Origin of the sequence: Anaerophaga thermohalophila str. Valhall, assembly GCF_000250735.1 — a bacterium.
In the GTDB taxonomy this organism is placed as follows: Bacteria; Bacteroidota; Bacteroidia; order Bacteroidales; family Marinilabiliaceae; genus Anaerophaga; species Anaerophaga thermohalophila_A.
This window is the reverse complement of record NZ_AHZV01000299.1, coordinates 1-21,576: the sequence shown is the minus strand read 5'-3', so window position 1 is coordinate 21,576 and position 21,576 is coordinate 1. Positions and strand designations below refer to the sequence as shown.

The 21,576-nt window shown below is 43.3% G+C and carries 13 protein-coding genes; 7 read left to right on the top strand and 6 right to left on the bottom strand.

The window, feature by feature from the left end:
* Positions 1-2 precede the first annotated feature (2 nt).
* The 5 genes from OQ5_RS0115720 to metK all read right to left on the bottom strand — a co-directional run bounded on the left by OQ5_RS0115720 (position 3) and on the right by metK (position 6,429).
* On the bottom strand, positions 3-920 hold the full coding sequence (locus OQ5_RS0115720; RefSeq protein ID WP_016778406.1) for a glycosyltransferase: 918 nt from the start codon (positions 918-920) through the stop codon (positions 3-5).
* 4 nt (positions 921-924) lie between these two features.
* On the bottom strand, positions 925-2,286 hold the full coding sequence (locus OQ5_RS0115715) for a hypothetical protein (protein WP_016778405.1): 1,362 nt from the start codon (positions 2,284-2,286) through the stop codon (positions 925-927).
* Positions 2,283-3,500, bottom strand: coding sequence for an oligosaccharide flippase family protein (locus OQ5_RS21335; protein WP_255297583.1), 1,218 nt, complete (start codon positions 3,498-3,500; stop codon positions 2,283-2,285). Before OQ5_RS21335 ends, OQ5_RS0115715 begins: the two co-directional genes overlap by 4 nt.
* A gap of 246 nt (positions 3,501-3,746) precedes the next feature.
* Positions 3,747-4,862, bottom strand: coding sequence for a sugar transferase (locus tag OQ5_RS0115705; protein WP_016778403.1), 1,116 nt, complete (start codon positions 4,860-4,862; stop codon positions 3,747-3,749).
* Positions 4,863-5,178: 316 nt separating this feature from the next.
* The gene (gene metK / locus OQ5_RS0115700) at positions 5,179-6,429 is read right to left on the bottom strand and encodes a methionine adenosyltransferase (RefSeq protein WP_016778402.1); all 1,251 of its coding nucleotides are present in this window, start codon (positions 6,427-6,429) and stop codon (positions 5,179-5,181) included.
* A gap of 491 nt (positions 6,430-6,920) precedes the next feature.
* Between metK and OQ5_RS0115695 the strand changes: the two genes are divergently transcribed.
* The 7 genes from OQ5_RS0115695 (at position 6,921) to OQ5_RS0115660 (ending at position 19,947) form a co-directional block, all read left to right on the top strand.
* Positions 6,921-8,006, top strand: a complete 1,086-nt coding sequence (locus tag OQ5_RS0115695; RefSeq protein WP_016778401.1) for a phosphotransferase enzyme family protein — start codon at positions 6,921-6,923, stop codon at positions 8,004-8,006.
* Between the two features lie 13 nt (positions 8,007-8,019).
* Positions 8,020-8,679, top strand: a complete 660-nt coding sequence (locus OQ5_RS0115690) for a carbohydrate-binding family 9-like protein (protein ID WP_044107972.1) — start codon at positions 8,020-8,022, stop codon at positions 8,677-8,679.
* Positions 8,680-8,817: 138 nt separating this feature from the next.
* On the top strand, positions 8,818-11,022 hold the full coding sequence (locus tag OQ5_RS0115685; RefSeq protein ID WP_016778399.1) for an alpha-L-fucosidase: 2,205 nt from the start codon (positions 8,818-8,820) through the stop codon (positions 11,020-11,022).
* Between the two features lie 405 nt (positions 11,023-11,427).
* Positions 11,428-14,697: a glycoside hydrolase family 2 TIM barrel-domain containing protein gene (locus OQ5_RS0115675; protein ID WP_016778397.1), complete on the top strand. Its 3,270-nt coding sequence runs from the start codon at positions 11,428-11,430 to the stop codon at positions 14,695-14,697.
* Positions 14,698-14,712: 15 nt separating this feature from the next.
* Positions 14,713-15,063 carry a sulfatase-like hydrolase/transferase gene (locus tag OQ5_RS23620; RefSeq protein WP_016778396.1) on the top strand — a complete coding sequence of 117 codons (351 nt, stop codon included), beginning with the start codon at positions 14,713-14,715 and terminating at the stop codon, positions 15,061-15,063.
* A gap of 163 nt (positions 15,064-15,226) precedes the next feature.
* Complete coding sequence (locus tag OQ5_RS0115665; RefSeq protein WP_016778395.1) at positions 15,227-17,581, top strand: glycoside hydrolase family 95 protein; 2,355 nt, start codon at positions 15,227-15,229, stop codon at positions 17,579-17,581.
* A 23-nt stretch (positions 17,582-17,604) separates the two neighbouring features.
* Entirely contained in the window at positions 17,605-19,947 is a 2,343-nt protein-coding gene (locus OQ5_RS0115660) for a family 20 glycosylhydrolase (protein ID WP_016778394.1), read from the top strand.
* A 346-nt stretch (positions 19,948-20,293) separates the two neighbouring features.
* Here the strand turns inward: OQ5_RS0115660 and OQ5_RS0115655 are convergent, their stop codons facing one another.
* On the bottom strand, positions 20,294-21,358 hold the full coding sequence (locus tag OQ5_RS0115655) for a LacI family DNA-binding transcriptional regulator (protein WP_016778393.1): 1,065 nt from the start codon (positions 21,356-21,358) through the stop codon (positions 20,294-20,296).
* Positions 21,359-21,576 lie beyond the last annotated feature (218 nt).

The following is a 21,576-nucleotide window of genomic DNA, read 5'->3' as shown; positions in this document are numbered from 1 at the left end:
CCTCAGGCTCTTTTGCCGCTTTTCCCCGTCAATCCATGCCATATACCCAACCAATACCATCCAAACATTTTTATTCCACCTTTCCCGGAACTCCAAACCAATGTCAAAGGCAGCTTAATAAGTTCGAATAAGAGAAATCTGATCAAGCCCCTCCGGAAATTATATTTTTTGAAGTAGAGTATCTTGTTTCGCCGCAGGTAATAGTATTCCCTCCTGTACCCTTCCTTGCTTTGGGCCGCCCAGTCATGCAAATGCCAGCAAACAGCTTTTCGTGTGACCATTGCCACGCGTCCGCTTTTGGAAAATCTGTAAAAGAAATCGCGCTCTTCACCATACAAAAATAAACCGGGATCAAAAAAGGAAATATTCTTAAATACAGAGGTCCGAATCATAAACGCCACTCCCGACAAGTAATCCACATCAGCAGAAACAGGCAGTTCCTTATACGACCTTAAATTTCTGCCTTCGTCGGGACTCGATTTTCTACCAAGGGGAAAATCCATGTATAATCGGTAATTCTGAACAATTTTGGTCTTCCGATTATTTATCCCCTGCAAAATCAACGGGCCGCAGGCATCCACTCCGGGAAACCGGACCAGCTGATCATGCAAATTCCTGAGGAAATCTTTCTGGAGAAGGACATCGGTATTTAAAACTAAAGCAAAAGGAGCCCCTCTTTTAAGTGTTGTTTCCATCAGCCGGGTATGTCCACCTGCATAGCCAAGATTACAGTCTGAACGGTACAATTCACCTTCCGGCCATAATTCTCTGAATTTTTCTGCCACCGAATCATCACTGCTGTTATCAACAGCTATCAAATGAAAATTGTTAAATGTCTGTTTTCTTAAAGAGCTCAACAATCCCGGCAGAAAGAGGGCATCATTATATAAAACCAGTTGTATGACGATTTCGGGAACCATAAAGTCAGGTCTTTATATTTCGGTAAAGCAGAGCAATGAGTATCCCCGCATAGAGGTTAATCAATAACGTTCCTGTGGTCAACTCGTTAAAAAGGTAATTGGGTTTAAAAACAAACGTCTTTATCATCCATGCAAAAACAACAAAGAAAAAAGCCATATCCACTTCATTTACATGTAAAACAGAGCGTTTCATTGTTTTATACCCCTGAACAAGGTAACGCCATAACTGAACATAAAGCAAACTGTAAATGGCAAGTCCCACAAAACCATACATGGCCAGGTGACCCGTTATTGGGAGGTCGGTTACTTCATAATCAGAAGGATCGAAGCGCAAACTGAAATGCCCGGCAAAATCGGCGCCGGTTCCAAACCAGGGATGCTGCTCAATAATGGCCAGATGTGCAGGCCATTGATTAAGCAGACGCCCTTCAACAACACCACTGGTATAAGCATCACCACTGATAAACAACCACAAATCTTCAACCTGTCGCCAAACCAGTCCCGGATATTCAGGAAACATCGCATACATAAGCACCAGTAGTGCAAGACCGGGCCCCAGCAGCATTCCCAATAAGCCTGTCAGCGATGCTCTATAATACCTGTAGTACAAAAAAAGTGAACCCACAACCAGCCCGGCAAGGTTAATGTAATTGCTCTTTGTCAGCGACAGCATAACGGCAATGACAAACAATACTGTTGCAGTATAGAGCAATTGCCGGTAGCGGTAATTAATCTTTCGAGACAATACAAAAAATGTCAGAGGCAACAGCATATCGGTAAGCCCTGCACTATACATAAAATACCGCATTATTCCCGTTCCCCTGTAGCGTTCGGCCTGCCACACCGGAACAAACTCAAAATCTGTAAAGACTGTCAGGAAGAAAAGAATAAATACCACCAAAGACGACCATCCCAAGACATCAACAAGAATGGAAAGGTTTCGTCGTGCCATTACAAACGAAGGTATAATCAGCAAGAAACCAAACACACTCATACGTTCCCGTACCAAAACGTAGCGCACCAGGTAGTCCCAGCCTTTACCGGGCTGCCAATAGCCAAAAACAAAAACATGATAAAGAAGAAACAATAGCTGTACTCCTAAAACGATAAGAAACGGCCGGAAATGAAGCAGATGTTTAACCTCAACTTTTGAAGAGATCAAAGGAACAAAAGCCAGTACAAATAAAAAATCCTGATAATGAAATCCGCCCAACGCATCTTTCCCAAAATAGACAGTAAGATGTCCGGATGGATCAAAAAGCAGTATGATTATAATCCAGAAAGCATGATCAGGCCATCTGCGAATGGCAATAATGCCAAACGCCATCAGCGAAACGAGCAGAAAAATCATCAGAACCGGGTTCATCCAACACCTTTTTTAAATCTTAACCATAACTTTTTAAGAATGGATGGTTGCATCAATTTAAGCAAAAAAACCGAAGCTGCTACAACAAGAACAATGGCTGATCGCAGCCAAAGGTCAAAAAAATCAGGGCATAACGCCACCACGACTGACAATGACAAACCCAGGGTGAAAAACAAGTTGATCCTCCGGAAAGGATATTCGACGGGAAAATATCTGGCAGCCACCCAAACTTTTACCTGCCAGTAAACCACAAACGACAAAAGAGTTGCAACACCGGCTCCCAAAAATCCCAGGAGCGGTACCAGCAGAAAGTTGAGCCCGATATTAAGCAGAGCCGTTAATCCGGTTATCCAGGTATAGTGCCAGGTCTTTTCTGACAGGGAGATACCCGGCCCCATGGTTTGGAACGATTGTGCCGCAATATATGAAAACACAAGAAATGGCACAACCCTGGCTCCTTCGGAATAATCGGTCGTGGTGACGAATGGCACCAGGATATCAGCAAAAACCGACAATACGGTTGCCAGCAGCACGCCACCGGCCAGATAAACCAGGTACAGATCAATGGCCATCTTTCGTGATCGAGGTTTGAGTGCATCCTCCTCGGCATAGTATGACTGAAAAAACAAAACACCAAAACTCATCTGAACTGCCATATTGACCAAAAGTACAGGCTGAGAAAAAATGGCACCGATGGAATACAGCCCTACTTCATCCAAATCGCGATAATGTAATAAAAAGTAGCGATCGCTGCTGTTGAAAACCCAGGTCGCTATCCCTACCCATATAAGAGGAAATCCGTATTTCAACAATTGCCGGGCCCAATACATGGAAAAACGAAAACTGTACTTCCGAAAATTAAACCCGGCAAAAGCCACAACCACCACCAGAAAACTACTCCCGATACGTGCCCACATGGCTCCTTCTACCCCTTGTTTCAACACTATCACCAGGGAAATCCCCAACCCGATATTGGTAAACGATTTCAGTACCGTTATTAAATTATAGCGCCATGGCTGCCGGAAATACCGAAACAAATGCGACTGTTCGCTCATCATCAGATTCACAGGCACCAAAATCAACAGCAATAGCACAAGAAAAGAAAAATCTTTGCTTCCAAAAAGAAGTTGAGAAAAAACATCCTGAAAGAACAGTAACGGAACAATCAGCAGAAATGAGAGAATCCTTAAAGAAAAAAGCTGTCGACAATACATCTCCCTTTTGATCGTCTGATGCTTTAAAAAAATAAAACCCACAGGATGATTCCAGCCCTGCCGAAAAAAAACCGCCTAACAGGGCGGCCGTTGTACCAAGCGTTTCAAGCATTCCAAACTCACCTACGCTGAGGGCACGTGTATAAAAGGGAAGAAGAAACAGTCCAATAAATTTCTTCAGCCCGTTACCAAGTCCATAAACAACTGTGTCTTTGATGAAGGCTTTGCGTTCTCCCATCCAAATAATTATTTACTCCTGGCACCACAACCAACAATGTTCCACAAAGCCCTGAAGAGATATATCACATCCGTCCGGAAGGGTGCCTGTTTATAGCGCTCAATATAGCGAATTTCGGAAGCTTGAATTTCTTCCAGTGTCGATGGCAAATCGGCATAAAACGGGGGAACAAGCCCCGGCTTTACCGAAAGACGCAGGCGTACTACATCCGGATCATAAAGGGCAAGATACTGGGGACTAAGCGGCCGGACTCCCACCAGTTTCATTTCTCCTTTCAGCAAATTTATGATCATGGGCAACTCATCAATCCAAAGCTTACGAAATATGCTGCCAAGAATTGTTACACGTTTATCATCCCTGAACTTCCCTTTAGCACCCAGTTTGTTTTTCCTGTAAATGTGCTCCTGAACGTATTCGCTGAATGCGACCATGGTACGGAATTTATAAACACGGATCATTCTCCCCTCTTTCCCAACTCTTTTGAGAGAAAGAAGCAATCCGTAGCGCTCTTTTAACCGACTGGCAGGGGGCCGGGTAACTTTTCGTGCTACCATGTAGTGACTACCGTCAATCACCTCATCATACTCCATCTGAAAACCGCAATAAATTAACCGTCCCACCATCTCATAAAAAGAAATCACCTTGTTTCGATCGCCGGTTAATAGCTTGTAAAACCATCGGGTGGCTCTGATTGTCGGGGCCACACGCTTAATCAGGTAATCAAAAAAATAGTACAGCTTTCGAATGCCCGGGGGATATTTCCGGAATAATCTTTGTTTTCGCAGTTTGGAGGTTTCCAGGCAACAAATGAACAATCCCTCATCACGCAGTTTATGATTTGTATCGGCAAGGAATTCACAAAGTCTCCTCACTTCATTCAGTCGTTGAAGATTAATAATGCTCCTGAATTGCTGTCCGCCTCTGATGGTAATATTGAAGGAATCAGAAGTAGATAACACCAGCGAGTCTTCGGCTTCCACATTGCAAAACCGGGCAAGAAAACGATAAATCGATTCATCAATTCTATCCCTGACCCGAAAGGTTCTTTGCTCCTCTGCAATGCCTGGCGGAAGAGTGATCGTTGTTTCAGAAGCAACTGTTGCCTGATGGTAGAAATGAAGCATGCCTTTGGATTTCAATAAAGGTCAAAATACAAAGGCTGTTCATGAACTTCAATAACAATTTGGCAGACTGACTAAAAGAGTGTATAAAAAGAATTGTTTTGTAGATAAAAGTAATCCTCAGGCAGAAGTTTGGAAGGCAGAAGAGTGGAACATGAGGCATGGAGCAGAGAGCGTGGGGCGGTATCCACTGTTTTTCCAACTATGATTTTTCAGCTTTGCGGCATGCCCAAAAACAAATAAAACAGGCTGAGAACCATAAAATAACAGATTACTCAGCCTGATTCATAAATGAGTTGACTAACGAACAAGGATTATCCTATAATCCAAATGCATTTTTTATCTGATCTACATAGTCAAGTTTTTCCCAGGTAAAAAATTCAACATCACGTTCCACTTCCTTGCCATCTTCCAGGAATTTAACCTTTGCCGTGTATGGATCTCGTCCCATGTGCCCGTAAGCCGCAGTCGGCGTAAAAATAGGGTTTTTAAGTCCCAGGCGCTTAATGATCTTTCCCGGGCGAAGGTCGAATATCTCGCTGATCTTTTCGGCTATTTTCCCGTCGCTCATATTAACCCTTGAGGTACCGTAAGTATTTACATACAATCCTACCGGCTCTGCCACACCAATGGCGTAAGCAACCTGCACAAGCACTTCATCGGCAACACCTGCCGCCACCATGTTTTTGGCAATATGACGAGTTGCATAGGCTGCAGAACGGTCTACCTTTGAACAATCCTTGCCCGAAAAGGCGCCTCCACCGTGAGCACCCTTACCACCATAGGTATCCACAATAATTTTGCGGCCGGTCAGTCCTGTATCGCCGTGTGGCCCTCCTATAACAAAACGACCGGTTGGATTTACATGCAGTTTGTATCCCCTGAAAAGTCTTTGAAGCTCAGGTTTTAGTTTTGCTTTGATCCTTGGAATCAAAATGTTTTCCACATCATTCAGAATCACCTTCTGCATTGCATCGTCATTGGGATCGAATGGATCGTGCTGGGTAGATATAACAATAGTATTAACATGAATGGGCGTGTTGTCGTCATCGTACTCAATGGTGACCTGCGATTTAGAGTCGGGCCGTAAATAAGTCATCTCTTTACCTTCGCGACGGATCTCCGCCAGTTCCTGAAGAAGATAATGAGAAAGATACAACGGCAGCGGCATGAAATTCTCTGTGTCGCGACAGGCATAACCGAACATCATTCCCTGATCACCGGCGCCCTGCTTATCCTCTCCATCCCTTTCAACACCGCGATTAATATCATCACTCTGCTCGTGAAGGGCAGAAATAACACCACACGACCCCGAGTCAAACATATAATCGGCTTTCGTATAGCCAATTCTTTCAATGGTATCGCGTGCCACCTGTTGCACCGGAACATAGCCATTGGTGCGTATCTCCCCGCTTACAACTACCAATCCGGTGGTGACCAATGTTTCACAGGCAACTTTTGAATTCGGATCCTGACGGAGCAACTCATCCAATACCGCATCCGATATCTGGTCGGCAACCTTATCGGGATGGCCCTCCGACACAGATTCTGAAGTAAACAGATATCCCATAATAACTCAAGAATTACTGCAATTACCCATGCCATTTATTAATGCCGGGCAAATTTAGATTATACAATAAAAACAACGGATGGAAAACAATTGGCAGGCTAAAAATCGCATTTTAGCATTGTTTTATAGTGGTTGCAAGCAGCCAAATCCATCCACTTTTGCATTGCAAAGATAGTGGTTATTTAGAATTATTCAAAAAAACGATGAAATTATTTCAGCAAGACAAATACAATCTATCCGTAGATAACAGGAAATCCTCCTTTTGTCTGCCCCTGTTTTCAATCATTTGTCCTATATTTACAATTCTATCCACAAAGTTTTTGTGAAAGAAACGAGCCTGGGAAGAATTACCATAATAGATTTTTAGATATAAGATTTAAAATGAAACGAGTATGACAGGGCTTGCCTCAATAAAGAAATATTTGACTCCTTGCATGTAAATTCCATTATTCCAATGACTTATACTAAAAATCACCAAAAGGAAATATTTTATGACACCAGAACAAATTACCAATCAATTCTCACTCAAAGGTTCCGTTCAATCTGTTAAACCATTCGGCACCGGATTGATCAACACTACCTATAAAGTGAAAACACAAGAGGAAGATGCCCCAAACTATCTCCTTCAAATTATCAATCACCATATTTTTCAAAATGTTCCCGAACTGACACGTAACATTAAACGAGTTACCTCTCACATCAGAAAGAAGCTCGAAGAACAAAACGTTGAAGATATTGACAGACGTGTTCTGACCCCCATTGACACAATAGACGGAAAAGGCTACTTTAAAGATGAAGAAGGCAACTACTGGCGCATGTTTCTATTTATAGAAGACGCCCGTTCGTACGACCAACTGACCAACAGGAAACAGGCAGAAGCAGGAGGACGTGCTTTCGGACAATTTCAGAAATTGGTTTCCGATCTGCCAGGAGACCCCCTTTATCCGGTCATACCGGGATTTCATGACACTGAAATGCGCATCAACAACTTCAAAAAACGAGTAAATGAAGATCCTGTTGGACGACTAAAAGAAGTGGGAGAAGAAGTGGATTTTTTGATGGAACGCTCCGAGGAATATAAAAAAGTGGTACAGATGGGGCGCGAAGGCAAAATTCCCGAGCGCATTGTTCATCAGGATACAAAATTCAACAATGTTCTGCTCGACGAAAATGATGAGGTTCTTTGTGTGATTGACCTTGATACGGTTATGCCCGGTTACGTTTGCTACGACATCGGAGATGCCATACGAAACGGAGCCAACACTGGTAAAGAGGACGATCCTAACCTCGACAATGTGAGTATCAACATGGACCTCTATGAAGGGTTTATCAAAGGATTTCTCCAGGAAACAAAAGAAATTCTTACGCCGGTCGAAAAGGACACTCTAGCTTTTGGCGCCAAACTTTTAACATACGAACAAGCTGTCCGGTTTTTGGATGATTATATTGATGGCGACAAATATTACAAGACGGAAAGTCCGGATCACAACCTAATTAGAGCCAGGGCTCAGATAAAATTACTCAAAAGCATGGAAGAAAACTGGGCAAACATGCAGCAAATTGTTGAAAAACAATAAAGAACAAATACGTATGACAAAACAACTAATTGTGCCAAAGATTGGCACACAAGATATTGATTCTTCCTCGATAAGCGATATTCTCGATGAAAAAGGCGTCAAAGGCAGCATTGACAAGATCAACTGGAAAGAATATCCCTATCAACCTGAAGTTTCTTTTGCTATGGCTTACAACGAAGAAAATCTTTTCCTGAAATTTCATGTCAGAGAAAACCATATCAGAGCCATGGAAACCGAACCAAACGGGAATGTATGGGAAGACAGTTGCTGTGAATTCTTTTGTGCTTTCGACGATAAAGGTTATTACAATATCGAGACCAATTGTATAGGCACACAACTCATTGGATGGGGAAGAAACAGAAAAAGCAGAACACGCCTCTCTGCGGAAATCATCAATGCTGTTGTAAAACAATCTACCCTTGGACAGAAAACCATTGAACCACTAAGCGGTGACTTTGATTATCAGCTTACTCTGATCATTCCGGCTTCAACATTCGTTGCTCATTCCGGCTTAAAATTCATGCCGGGAATGAGAATGACTGGCAATTTCTATAAATGTGGTGACAAAACACCCGAACCAAATTTTGTTTCGTGGAACCCGATTGAAATAGAAAAACCGGATTTTCACCGACCGGATTATTTCGGTCAAATAGAGCTGGGGCAGGGGGTTTAGTTCTGTTCCGGGAAAATATTACGTGTCTTGCGAATCACAAACACTAATGAAACGAGCATGGTAAGGTTTCCCACAACAAGAATATGTATAAGTTCTTACATGCGAGTTCCATCCGATCTTAAAATAAATCTTATACGGATGAAACAGACCACAATCTTCACACTCTTTTTAATGCTGACCACTGTCTCCCTGACGGCACAAAACAGCTACATGGAAAATCCACGTATGATCCCCCTGCTTAACTCTGTGGCGCAAGAGAGGTATGTAAAACGTGTAGAATTTGAAGAAGGAGAAACTCTTGAAAGCAAAATTCACAAAGCTGCCAGAGTTGTTCCCACCCAACAACAACTCAATTGGCAAAAGCTGGAAATGACTGCTTTCATTCATTTCGGGATCAACACCTTTACGGGGCGAGAATGGGGCGACGGGAGTGAATCTCCTGAAGTGTTTAACCCCGCAAATCTGGACGCTCGCCAATGGGTGAAAACCCTGAAGGATGGAGGCATGAAAATGATCATTCTAACCGCTAAACATCATGACGGTTTTTGTCTCTGGCCTACAAAAACAACTGATCATTCAGTTACTTCTTCGCCGTGGAAAAACGGAAAAGGGGATGTGGTAAAAGAAGTTAAGGAGGCCTGCGATGAATTTGGGATGAAATTCGGTGTTTATCTTTCTCCCTGGGATCGTAATGCCGGATGTTATGGTAATTCACCTGTCTATAACCAGTTTTTTCTGGATCAACTAACCGAACTGCTTACCTGGTATGGTGAAGTGGATGAAGTATGGTTTGACGGCGCCAACGGCGAAGGGCCGAACGGCAAGAAACAAGTTTACGACTGGCAGGCTTATTACAACAAAATAGAAGAATTGCAACCCAATGCGGTGGTTGCCATTATGGGTGAAGATGTTCGCTGGGTAGGTACAGAAACCGGTTATGGACGAGAAACAGAGTGGAGCGTTACAGCTCTGGCCCCCGGGGGGACAAAAGAAATGACGGCCATCAACAAAAAACTGGGCATCAGTGCCCAATCAGAAGACCTTGGAAGCAGATATCTGATTAGAAAAGCAGATCATCTGTTTTGGTACCCTGCAGAAGTTGACGTCTCTATACGGCCTGGATGGTTCTATCATGAGGAAGAAGACAACCGGGTGAAATCATTGGCTAAAATGACAGACATCTACTTCAACTCTGTGGGCATGAATGCCGTATTGCTCCTGAATGTGCCTCCGGATAAACGCGGATTGATTCATAAAAATGATTCAGTCAGATTAAAAGAGCTGAAGACCTATCTGGATGAAACATTTAACCACAATTTGATGCAGCGAGCTCATTTTTCTTCAGATATTCAATCGCAAACGATTCCGGGTGACAATATTTTTGGTGCAGCCTGGAAAACACAAGACATCCCGGCTGCCGCTGAAGCTAATCTTAATGGGGCAAAAACCTTTAATGTTATTCTCTTGCAAGAAGACATCAGCAAAGGTCAGAGAGTGGAACAATTCAAAATTGAAGCATTAATCGATAACCAATGGGAAACCATAACATCTTCAACAACCATTGGCTACAAGAAATTAATAAGGATTCCAAAAACCACTGCTTCAAACATCCGTCTGGTCATTGAAAAAGCCCGCGATAATGCTGTTATTTCCAATTTCGGACTTTTTCTGGCACCCGACATGCTTTCCGACCCTGTTATTCTGAGAGATAAGACAGGTAAGATAACCATTAAAACAGAAACAGAAGGCCCCGTTATTACCTACACACTCGATGGGACTACCCCATCTCCTTCGTCCAAAATATATTCAGAGCCTTTTATGCTGGAAGACGGAGGAACTGTTAAAGCACGCGCCTTTATCAACGACTTTGAAGAACAAAGCAGCGTCGTTACCCGCGAGTTTTACATGAATAAATCAAATTGGTCGGTTGTCGATAAAAGTGATGAACATGACAATTATCCTGCAGACAATGCCATTGATGGCAACGATGAAACCATGTGGCATACAGAATGGGGAGATAACGTAGCATCACATCCTCACCACATCACTGTAGATATGGGAGAAAAAATTAAACTTAAAGGGTTCTACTATACACCGAGAGCCGGAGAAAATAAAAGTGGAACCATCTACAAATATTCCTTCTTTATAAGTAAAAACGGTAAGAAATGGAAGAAAATTATCGATCACGGTGAATTCAGCAATATTGCCAATAATCCGATTCGACAAACAGTAGCTTTTCAAGACACCCTTAAGGCCAGATATTTCAAAATGGTGAGTCACGAAGGAGCCTATCAGGAAGACTGGATTTCGGCTGGAGAAATAGGCATTATCAACGTTAAATAAAACCATTCGTCAAGAGTCGTGCCAAACAGTCCTTTACATTCAAAGCATATTGCCGGTAAATGACAGTTTCTCAAAATTCCAGGGTCATACCTCCTGCTATAAAATGGTTCCCGAAATCAATCGGCATTTAAAAACAATAGCCGGAATAATCAGCACCGGTTCTGATGGAGCAGACCGTGAAAATAAAAAACAGGTCAAGATTCTGTCAATTTATACAGAATATGCTGGCATCTTTTGCTAATATGGCGAAACCGGTTTTGCACCGGAGTATCAATTGTATAATCTGGAGAAAGACTCACAGAAAATCATGAATAGGTTCCCGATTTTACCCGAGGTGCATGGCAAAAGCCGGATAAAGTCACCTATTTCACAAAATAATTCAATCATCAACTACAATCGTTTAGTATGTTACATAAATTATTTCTGATAATTTGTTTGTTTCTTGTCTTTACCACGCTTGCCGGGCAAAGCAGCGAAGTCAGGGATTGGGAAAACCCGCTGATAACGGAAATTAATAAAGAACCCGCAAGGTCTACGTTCAACTCTTATCCTGATGCAGAAAAGGCATTGAGCGGTGAAAAGTCACCCTTTGTGCAATCACTAAACGGCACATGGAAATTTCATTTCTCTAAGTCGCACTCTGAAAGACCTGAAAACTTCTTTAGGAAAGACTATGATGTCAGGAACTGGGACAACATAAAAGTTCCCGGAAACTGGGAAGTAGAAGGTTTCGGCATTCCAATTTATGTCAATATCCCTTATGAATTTGCCGATCCCAGAACCCCTCTCACCGAAATGAAAAACGGACCACAACCACCCCGTGTTCCGCACAACTACAATCCGGTAGGTTCGTATCGTCATTCTTTTACTGTGCAGGCAGACTGGGATGGCAGACAAATATTCATCAAACTCGGAGCTGTCAAGTCAGCTTTCTACATCTGGATCAACGGAGAAAAAGTCGGGTACAGCCAGGGAAGCAAGCTGCCGGCAGAATTCGACATCACACCCTTTGTACGCCCGGGCCGGGAAAACACCGTCGCCCTCGAAGTCTATCGCTGGAGTGACGGCAGCTATCTGGAGTGTCAGGACTTCTGGCGCATCTCAGGCATTGAACGTGATGTGGAATTATACAGTCAACCCAAAACCCGTATCCGTGATTTTGAAGTGGTATCCACCCTTGACGATGCATACAAAAATGGAAAACTTGATCTTTGTGTGGATATCAAAAACCATCTACTCAAAAACAGGAACTTACAGATATCGCTATCTCTGTTTGACGGTGAAAATTTGATGACATCACGTAATAAGACATTTACAGCTCCCAAAGGAAGTGAACAAACAATCGAATTCCATACTAAACTGAATAATATCAAACCCTGGAGTGCCGAACATCCGCATCTTTACAAACTCCTTATTACCTTGTCCAACGAAGACGGAACTCCTCTTGAAAGTATTGCCCGAAAAATCGGATTCAGGTCTATCGAAATCAAACACGGGCAATTGCTGGTTAACGGAGTCCCTGTAACACTTAAAGGGGCCAACCTGCACGAACATCACCCCGAAACCGGCCATGTTATGGACGAGGAGATGTGGCTGCGCGACATAGAACTGTTGAAACAAAATAATTTCAATGCAATACGTCTGGCCCACTATCCCCAAGCTGAACGTTGGTATGAACTCTGCGATGAGTATGGACTTTACGTGGTTGATGAGGCCAATATTGAATCGCATGGATTGGGGTATGGAGAACGTTCTCTGGCCAAAGATCCCGTATGGGAAAAAGCACATGTAGAACGTATGACCCGTATGGTGGAACGTGACAAAAACCACCCGTCAGTCATTATCTGGTCAATGGGAAATGAAGGAGGCAACGGCGTCAACTTCTACGCAGGTTATAAAGCCATAAAAGAGCTGGATCGCACCAAACGCCCTGTCCAGTATGAGCGAACAGAAGTTGGCAGTCGTTATGCACTCGATTTTGACTGGAATACCGATATCATTGTACCTCAATATCCGGGGCCATCTACATTTGAATTTTTTGGAAAGAAACTTCTTGACCGTCCGTTCATTCCATCAGAATACGCACATGCCATGGGCAACAGTATGGGTAACTTTCAGGACTACTGGGATGTGATTAACCAATATCCCCAACTGCAGGGTGGATTTATCTGGGACTGGGTTGACCAGGGCATCCGCTCAAGAGATGACCACGGCAATGAAATTTTTGCATATGGAGGAGATTACGGCGAAAATATGCCCAGCGACGGCAATTTCCTGCTCAATGGCATAGTGAATTCTGACCGTACACCTCAACCCGGCCTTTTCGAAGCTAAAAAAGCTCACGAATGGATTACTTTCGAACCTCTGCGCCTGACAGACAAAACAGCCAAAATCCTGGTGGAGAACCGTTACGACTATACAAATCTGAGGGAATTTCAAATTCAAGCCTTCATCAAAAGTGATGGCCAAACATTAAAAGCCATTGACCTGCCATTGATGGAAACCGACCCGCATCTGGGAGAAACTGCTACTTTCGATATTTCGGGTGTACCTGTTGAGCCCAAAACAGAATACTTCCTGGAACTGGAAGTAACCACTCGCGAAGAAAAAGGCGTCATCCCGAAAGGTCATGTCGTTGCTCATGAACAAATAAAGCTGCCATGGGAGGTTAAGGCCAAACAAAAAACTACTATTAATGGCGAAGTTAAAATGCACGAAACCGGTAAAGCTTTTGTATTTGAAACCGAAGATGTAACCCTCACAATTGACAAAACAAACGGCCGTATTTCAGAATATCGATTAAACAAAACGAATCTGCTTAAAACTGATGGCGGTCCGGTACCCGATTTCTGGAGAGCACCAACGGATAACGATTTTGGTGCACGAATGCCACAGCGCAACATCAACTGGAAAAAAGCGACCAGAAACCAACAGCTGACCAGTATCAGTACCGATAAAAACAATGAAGGGAAGTATCGCGTAAATGCTGTATGGGAACTCCCCGACGCAGGCACTCACTTTCATACAACTTATACCATACACGGCGATGGAAGTGTGACGATCCGGAACACTCTGGAAGCCTCCAAATCAGAAAAAAGCGATATGCCCCGCCTGGGAATGGTACTGAAAATGCCGCGTGAATTCGATCAACTCATCTGGTTTGGCCGGGGACCGCATGAAAACTATGTAGATCGCAAATCTTCAACCTTTACAGGACTGTATAAATCAACTGCAGCAAAGCAGCTGGTCGATTATGAACGCCCCCAGGAGAATGGAAACAAAACCGATATCCGATGGGCTGCCCTCACCAACAAAAAAGGAGAAGGACTGATGGCCGTTTCAAACATCCATCCAAAAGATGGTTTTGAAATGACAGCCATGCCTTATCTGACAGCTGATTTCGATGCCCGGGAAGGATATGAATACGGTCCGGTACATTTGGAGCAAAAACACATTAATCAGGTAAAAGAACGGGAGCTGGTGCGCTGGAATATCGATTACGGACAACGCGGAGTAGCCGGCATCAACAGCTGGGGAGCTCAGCCTCTGGACGAATATCGTTTGTATCCCGATCAAAGTTACACTTATTCCTTTACGCTCGTTCCTGTCACTGACGACGAAACAAGCAGTTTAATCAGGGAAAGCAAAAAACACATTTTTCAGAATCAGGAATAATGCAAAGCAGAAATTATGCAACTGAAAATCTTTAAATACACTCCCGCAGCCATGGCATTTTTTGCCATGGCCGGCTGCGGGCAGGCCGACAAAAAAATCCCGGAACAACCCAATATCATCTATATTCTGGCAGATGACCTGGGATATGGTGACTTGAGTTGCTACGGACAGGAAAAATTTGAGACCCCTAATATCGACAAACTGGCTGAAGGGAACCGCGAAATTGAACTTTACAATCTAGAAAAAGATCCGGGAGAAACCAACAATGTGGCCGGTAAATATCCGGAGGTGGTTTCCGAAATAAAATCGACCATGGAGAAAGCGCACAAACCTTCACCGGTTTTTAAACTGCCTGTAGATGAGTAGTCATCATTGACAGAAAAGTTGTTTTATCAACAGACTGTACAATAACAACTTATTCAGTAGTTTATAGTCTGCAAATAGTAGCATACCGCTGGCAGAAGTAATATAAATTTGTGTCGTCATTGCCCCATTGCCTTTAGAAATTTTCTCACATCATTACATATCCATGAAAATTCAACCTCGCAAAATCAAGAAAACAATCATTCTTTCAGTTCTTCTTTCTTTCATTTCTCTGGCAGCCATGCATGCAGAGGAACCTTTGTCAAAGCTGACATTATGGTACAACGAGCCGGCTGAACAGTGGGAAGAAGCACTACCCATAGGGAACGGTCGGCTTGGTGCCATGATTTTTGGCTCGGTTGCACAGGAAAAACTGCAACTCAACGAAGAAAGCATTTGGACAAAAAAAGACGAATATGCCGACAAACCTGACGGTTATAAGCATATCAAAAAAATCAGACGTCTGCTTTTTGATGAACAATATAAAGAAGCCGAAAAACTGGTGCGGAAACACTTGTTAAGTCAAAGAATGCCTGGAGGAACCAACACCTACCAGACATTAGGGGAATTAACTCTATCGTTTGAAGGTCATCAGGATTTTAGCAACTATCACCGGGAACTGGATATAGAAAAAGCAGTTGCCAAAGTTTCATATCATTCGGATGGAGTAAAATATACCCGTGAATATTTTTCCTCACATCCTGCCAATGCCACCATTATAAAACTTTCAGCTGATAAACCCGGAAAAATATCTTTCACAGCTCACTTAAACCGGCCTGGCGAGGGTGAAAAAATAAGAGCAAAAGACAACATGCTTGTCATGCATCAAAAGGTGGACAACCAGGAGGGCGTCACCTATGAGACACGAGTTCGCATTTCGGCTTCAGGAGGAACAACCCAAATCGATGGCAACACCATTAAAATTGAAGATGCCGATGAAGTCATCCTGACACAAGTTGCAGCTACCAATTATCATGGGGAATCTCCCATAAATATGTGTAGAAAAACACTGTCCGATCTTGAAGAGAAAGACTATAAAGCACTGAAAACAGAACATATCTCAGATTATCAGTCTCTGTTTAATCGCGTTTCATTAGATATTGGCTCTTCTGATGCCTGTTATTTCCCTACTGATGAAAGATTGAAAGCACTCCGTAACGGTTCTGAAGATCCGGCTCTCTTTTCGCTCTATTTCCAATTTGGTCGATACCTGCTTATTTCCTCCTCAAGGGCAGGAACAATGCCTGCCAATTTGCAGGGAATCTGGGCAAAATCACTAACGCCCCCATGGAATGCTGATTATCACCTTAACATCAACTCTCAAATGAACTACTGGCCGGCAGAGGTAACCAATCTTTCAGAGTGCCATTTGCCATACCTTTATTTCATTGGAGAATTACGCGAAAATGGACGCAAAACAGCCAAAAAACTTTACGGAGCAGAGGGATTTACCGCTCATCACGGCACCGATGCCTGGCATTACACCACTGCCCAGGGGCACCCTCAATGGGCTATGTGGCCAATGGGAGCAGCCTGGGCGGCCACTCACATATGGAAACACTTTGAGTTTACCCGGGACACCGCTTTCCTGGATAATTACGGTTACGACGTCATGCAGGAAGCTGCTTTGTTTTTATCGGATTTTCTCGTTGAAGACCCTGAAACCGGAATGCTTGTTTCCGGGCCATCCATATCGCCCGAAAACACTTTTATCACACCTGAAGGAAACAAAGCCTTTGTTGTGATGGGGCCCTCAATGGACCATCAAATCATCCACCATCTATTTGGGTGCGTTATTGACGCGGCTGAAGTCTTAAATATCAACTCCCGGTTTATCCATAAAATAAAGCGCCAACTGAACCAGTTAACGCCTCCGGAAATCGGTGATGATGGTCGCATCCTTGAATGGGCAACAGAATTGAAAGAGGCTGAGCCCGGTCACAGGCACATGTCTCACCTTTACGGTCTTTTCCCGTCAGATCAGTTTTCATGGCAGGAAACACCCGAACTAATGAAAGCAGCCGCCAGAGTCATTGAAGAACGACTGAGGTACGGAGGTGGTCATACCGGATGGAGCCGTGCATGGATGGTTAACTTCTATGCCCGGCTGAAAGACAGCAACAACGCTTATCAAAATATGAGAGCACTTCTCACTAAATCCACACATCCCAATCTTTTTGACAACCATCCGCCATTTCAAATAGACGGCAACTTTGGTGGCACCTCGGGCATGACAGAAATGCTGCTCCAGTCTCATCAGGATTACATTGAACTCCTTCCCTCCCTCCCGGAAGAATGGGATACCGGTTCGGTCACCGGATTAAAAGCACGTGGTGGTCATACCGTAGATATTTTCTGGGAAAACGGAATTCTGACAAAAGCTGTCATTACAAGTCCCGTCGACACGAAAATTCAGATGGTTTACAATAATAAATCTACCCATATAAATCTGAAGAAAGGAAAACCTGGAACAATAATATCCGGCGATTTTGTAAAAGCACAAAAACTCAACAGGCAATAAAAACAAATTAAATTTTTTATACTATGAACATGAAGAATAAATTATTAGCATTTTTTGTCACATTCGGGTTGTTCCTGATAACAGGATGCCAGTCTGAAAAAACTAAAAAGGAAGAGCTTTCAATCATCCCGTTACCTAAGGAGATGAAAGCCAAAAGCGGCGAATTTCAACTGACGCCGGAAACCCGCATTTTAATAGCACAGGACAACGAGGAAGTAGAGGGTGTTGCCGGTTACCTGGCAGAACTTATTTCTCCGGCCACAGGGTTCAGCCCCAAAATTACAAATGCTGAAACCCCTGCAGAAAACACAATTTTTCTGAATATTAACGAAAATATATCAGGAAATAAAGGCGTTTACCGGCTGGAAGTGACTTCATCTAAAATAATCATTGAAGCCCCCGGGTCAATAGGCTTGTTTTACGGTGTTCAATCGCTTCGTCAATTGTTACCTATCGAAATTGAAGCTCAGACAGTCCAAAACGACGTTAAATGGTTAGCTCCCGCCGTAGAGATTAAAGATGAACCACAGTTTCAATACCGGGGCTTACATCTCGATGTGGGCCGTCACTTTTTCCCCGTCAGCTTCATAAAAAAATACATCGACTTGCTGGCCATGCATAAAATGAATAAGTTTCACTGGCACCTGACAGAAGATCAGGGATGGCGGCTGGAAATAAAGAAATACCCGAAACTTCAGGAGATTGCCAGTAAGCGGGAAGGAACCCTCATTGGTCATGGAGGAAAAACACCCTACGAATATGATGGAGAACCTTATGGTGGATATTATACGCAGGAAGAAGCAAGAGAAGTTGTAGAATATGCTGCTGAACGTTTCATTACGGTCATCCCGGAAATTGAGATGCCCGGTCATGCAACTGCAGCCCTGGCAGCCTATCCTGAATTGGGCTGTACCGGAGGCCCTTATTCAGTGATCAAACGCTGGGGCGTATTTCCAGACATCTATTGTGCCGGAAAAGAAAAAACTTTTGAATTTCTCGAAAATGTTCTGCTTGAAGTGATGGATATTTTCCCAGGCAAATACATCCACATCGGTGGCGACGAAGCTCCCAAAGACCGATGGGAAGAATGTCCCGACTGTCAGGCCCGCATTCGTGAAGAAGGGTTGAAAGACGAACATGAACTGCAAAGTTATTTCATCACCCGCATGGAAAAATTCCTGAACAAACATGGAAGGCAAATTATAGGTTGGGATGAAATACTGGAAGGCGGTCTTGCTCCCGAAGCAACCGTGATGTCATGGAGAGGCGAAGCTGGTGGTATTGAGGCAGCCAAAATGGGACATGATGTTATTATGACTCCCAACTCTCATCTTTATCTCGACTATTACCAGGCCGATCCGGAAAATGAACCTTTGGCAATAGGCGGCTATCTCCCTCTGGAAAAAGTATATTCCTATAATCCCATCCCTGAGCAGTTGTCAAAAGAAGAAGCAAAGCATATCCTCGGAGCCCAGGGGAATGTCTGGACCGAATACATGAAAACTCCCGACAAAGTGGAATACATGGCCTATCCCCGAGCCATTGCCCTGTCGGAAGTACTCTGGACACCGCGCGAGAAGAAAGACTACAACGATTTTCTGCGTCGATTGGAAAACCATTACAAGCGTCTCGACCTGCTTGATGTTAATTATTTTTATGAGGTACCCAAACCATCCACAAACATTGATAAAGCAGGTTTTCTTGAATCCACCGAGATTAAACTCAGCACACCCCTTCCCGACAGCGAAATAAGATACACACTCGATGGCTCGGAACCGACTAAAGAATCTCAGCTTTATACAAACCCGGTAAAAGTAACGGAAACAGGAGAATTAAAAGCCATCACGGTTAAAAAAGAAACCGGCGAAACCAGTTCAATCCTGGTAATTCCTGTAACTAAAGTTGATTATATTTCTCCGCTCAGCGAGGACGGTCCCGGCGAGAAGGGGCTAGATTATAGCTATTATGAAGGATTCTTCCGCAGTGTAAAACAAATGGAAGATACGCAACCAGTAAAGCAAGGAATTGTTAAAGGAGAAAAAATGATTCCCGATGTTGTGGAAAGCGGTTCGTTCGGTTTTATATTCTCGGGTTTCCTCAATATCAAGCAAGAAGGACTTTATCATTTTTACCTTGCCTCTGATGACGGAAGCATTATGTATCTTAACGGAGAAGAGTTTATCAACAACGACGGGCTGCATTCCAATCAGACCGTCAGTGAACCGGCTGCATTGAGAGAAGGATATTACAGGATTAAACTATACTTCACCGAAGGCGGAGGCGGCTACAATCTGGAACTGAGGGCCAAACTGCCCGACGGAACTGAAAAAGAATTAACGCCCTCCGACTTTTGGGTTGGTCAATAATAGAAAGAGCAGGTCTCCCAACGGATTCCTGCTCTTTTTTCTTTTATCAAACTTAAACTATAAATCACTCAAGATAAGATAGGGTCTGCTTTAACAACAGATCGATATTTTTAGATATAAGATGCAAGATGATTCATCCGTATAAAAATTATTTTTAAAGGTCGGATGGAACTCGCGACTTTTATACATGTCCTATGCTTTATACTACCTTCCTGCCCTTTTACCCTATCACCTTTCCACCTTTACTCTTGGCTCCATGCCCCATGCTCTCTGCCCCATGCCTCACTCTTCTCCCTTCTGCCTATTGTTACTGACATAATTCCAACTAATCCTATATGATAAAATCTTAAATATAGTACTGGACATTCTCTTTGGTCACAACATCCAGCGGCAAATACTTAATAGGTTCAACTTCTTTCTTAAACACCAGATGATCAACCAGCATTGTTACTCCCAGGTAACCTTGTCCCTGCGGGTTTTGATTAATCAAAAAATCAATGGTTCCCGAATTCAGTAAAGAAAGATTCCTCGAAAGAAGATCATAACCTACCAGCTTAATCCCATTTAAACTCCTCAGGTTAAAATAATCTCCCAAAATATAAGAGCGCGAATTGGTTACAAAAAAGCCCCGGATGTCGGAATATTTTTCAAAAAGTGCATCCAGATTTTTTTGACATGTCTCTTTATCCTCCCAGTCATTTATCTCAATACGAACAATTTTAATCCGACCTGAGTCATTATTTTCGCCAAAGTAGTCAATAAACCCCTGCTCCTTCCTTATCAGGTGAGTTAAGTTGGAAACTTCCTTATCAATATGGGCAACCACAAGGATTCCTTTTTCGCAGCCATAATGCAGGAGTTTTCCGGCCAACACACCACTTTGATAGGAGTCCTGTCCTACGTAAGATACCGGTTGGTAATCGGGAATATGAGTATTGAAGAGATTGAACGGAATTCCTTCTTTGCTCCACCGATTCAGAAAAGAAAGAGACTCCCGGTAAAACATGGGAGCCACCAGGATGCCGTTATAGCTCATATCGGAAATTCTGGTTGCACTTTCCCTGAAAGATTGTGCATCTTCCTGGTGAAAAAGATATTTATCCACAACAACACCATACTGCCGCATCTCTTCAGCTGCCTGGTCAACCCCCCTGTTGGGAGCCACCCAGTACTCATCGTTGGAAGGATCGGGAATTAACGCGGCAATCCTGTATTCCCCGGTAGAAACAAGAGCCCGGGCCATAATATTCGGCTCATAGTTGAGCTCTTTCATGCTCTTCAGCACCCTTTCCCTGGCCTGCTCAGAAACCTTACCGCGGTTATGGATTACACGATCTACCGTCCCCGGCGATACCTCTGCCAGAGCAGCAATATCTTTAATTCTTGCTATCTTTTTCCCCTTGTTTGGCATACTCAAAAACGGATCGTTAGATTACTTAATGCCTGTCTATAAAGTAGGAAAAGTTTCTTACTTATCATGTGTCTGTTCAAAAAGTGTCATTTACAAGGCTTGCGAAGTCCGAAAATACGGAGTTTACTCATCGTAAATGAGTAATTTTCGGACGAGCGTAACACAGTAAATGGCACTTTATGGACAGACACTACTAAGTCCTTACTTTATGCCCTTTC

What these genes read in the sequence shown, in the direction of transcription:
- metK (WP_016778402.1), bottom strand. Translation starts at nt 6,429, where the DNA reads ATGGGATATCTGTTTACTTCAGAATCTGTGTCGGAGGGCCATCCCGAT.
- OQ5_RS0115695 (WP_016778401.1), top strand. Translation starts at nt 6,921, where the DNA reads ATGACACCAGAACAAATTACCAATCAATTCTCACTCAAAGGTTCCGTT.
- OQ5_RS0115675 (WP_016778397.1), top strand. Translation starts at nt 11,428, where the DNA reads ATGTTACATAAATTATTTCTGATAATTTGTTTGTTTCTTGTCTTTACC.
- OQ5_RS0115655 (WP_016778393.1), bottom strand. Translation starts at nt 21,358, where the DNA reads ATGCCAAACAAGGGGAAAAAGATAGCAAGAATTAAAGATATTGCTGCT.
- OQ5_RS0115665 (WP_016778395.1), top strand. Translation starts at nt 15,227, where the DNA reads ATGAAAATTCAACCTCGCAAAATCAAGAAAACAATCATTCTTTCAGTT.
- OQ5_RS0115705 (WP_016778403.1), bottom strand. Translation starts at nt 4,862, where the DNA reads ATGCTTCATTTCTACCATCAGGCAACAGTTGCTTCTGAAACAACGATC.
- OQ5_RS21335 (WP_255297583.1), bottom strand. Translation starts at nt 3,500, where the DNA reads ATGTATTGTCGACAGCTTTTTTCTTTAAGGATTCTCTCATTTCTGCTG.
- OQ5_RS0115660 (WP_016778394.1), top strand. Translation starts at nt 17,605, where the DNA reads ATGAACATGAAGAATAAATTATTAGCATTTTTTGTCACATTCGGGTTG.
- OQ5_RS0115720 (WP_016778406.1), bottom strand. Translation starts at nt 920, where the DNA reads ATGGTTCCCGAAATCGTCATACAACTGGTTTTATATAATGATGCCCTC.
- OQ5_RS0115690 (WP_044107972.1), top strand. Translation starts at nt 8,020, where the DNA reads ATGACAAAACAACTAATTGTGCCAAAGATTGGCACACAAGATATTGAT.
- OQ5_RS0115715 (WP_016778405.1), bottom strand. Translation starts at nt 2,286, where the DNA reads ATGAACCCGGTTCTGATGATTTTTCTGCTCGTTTCGCTGATGGCGTTT.
- OQ5_RS23620 (WP_016778396.1), top strand. Translation starts at nt 14,713, where the DNA reads ATGCAACTGAAAATCTTTAAATACACTCCCGCAGCCATGGCATTTTTT.
- OQ5_RS0115685 (WP_016778399.1), top strand. Translation starts at nt 8,818, where the DNA reads ATGAAACAGACCACAATCTTCACACTCTTTTTAATGCTGACCACTGTC.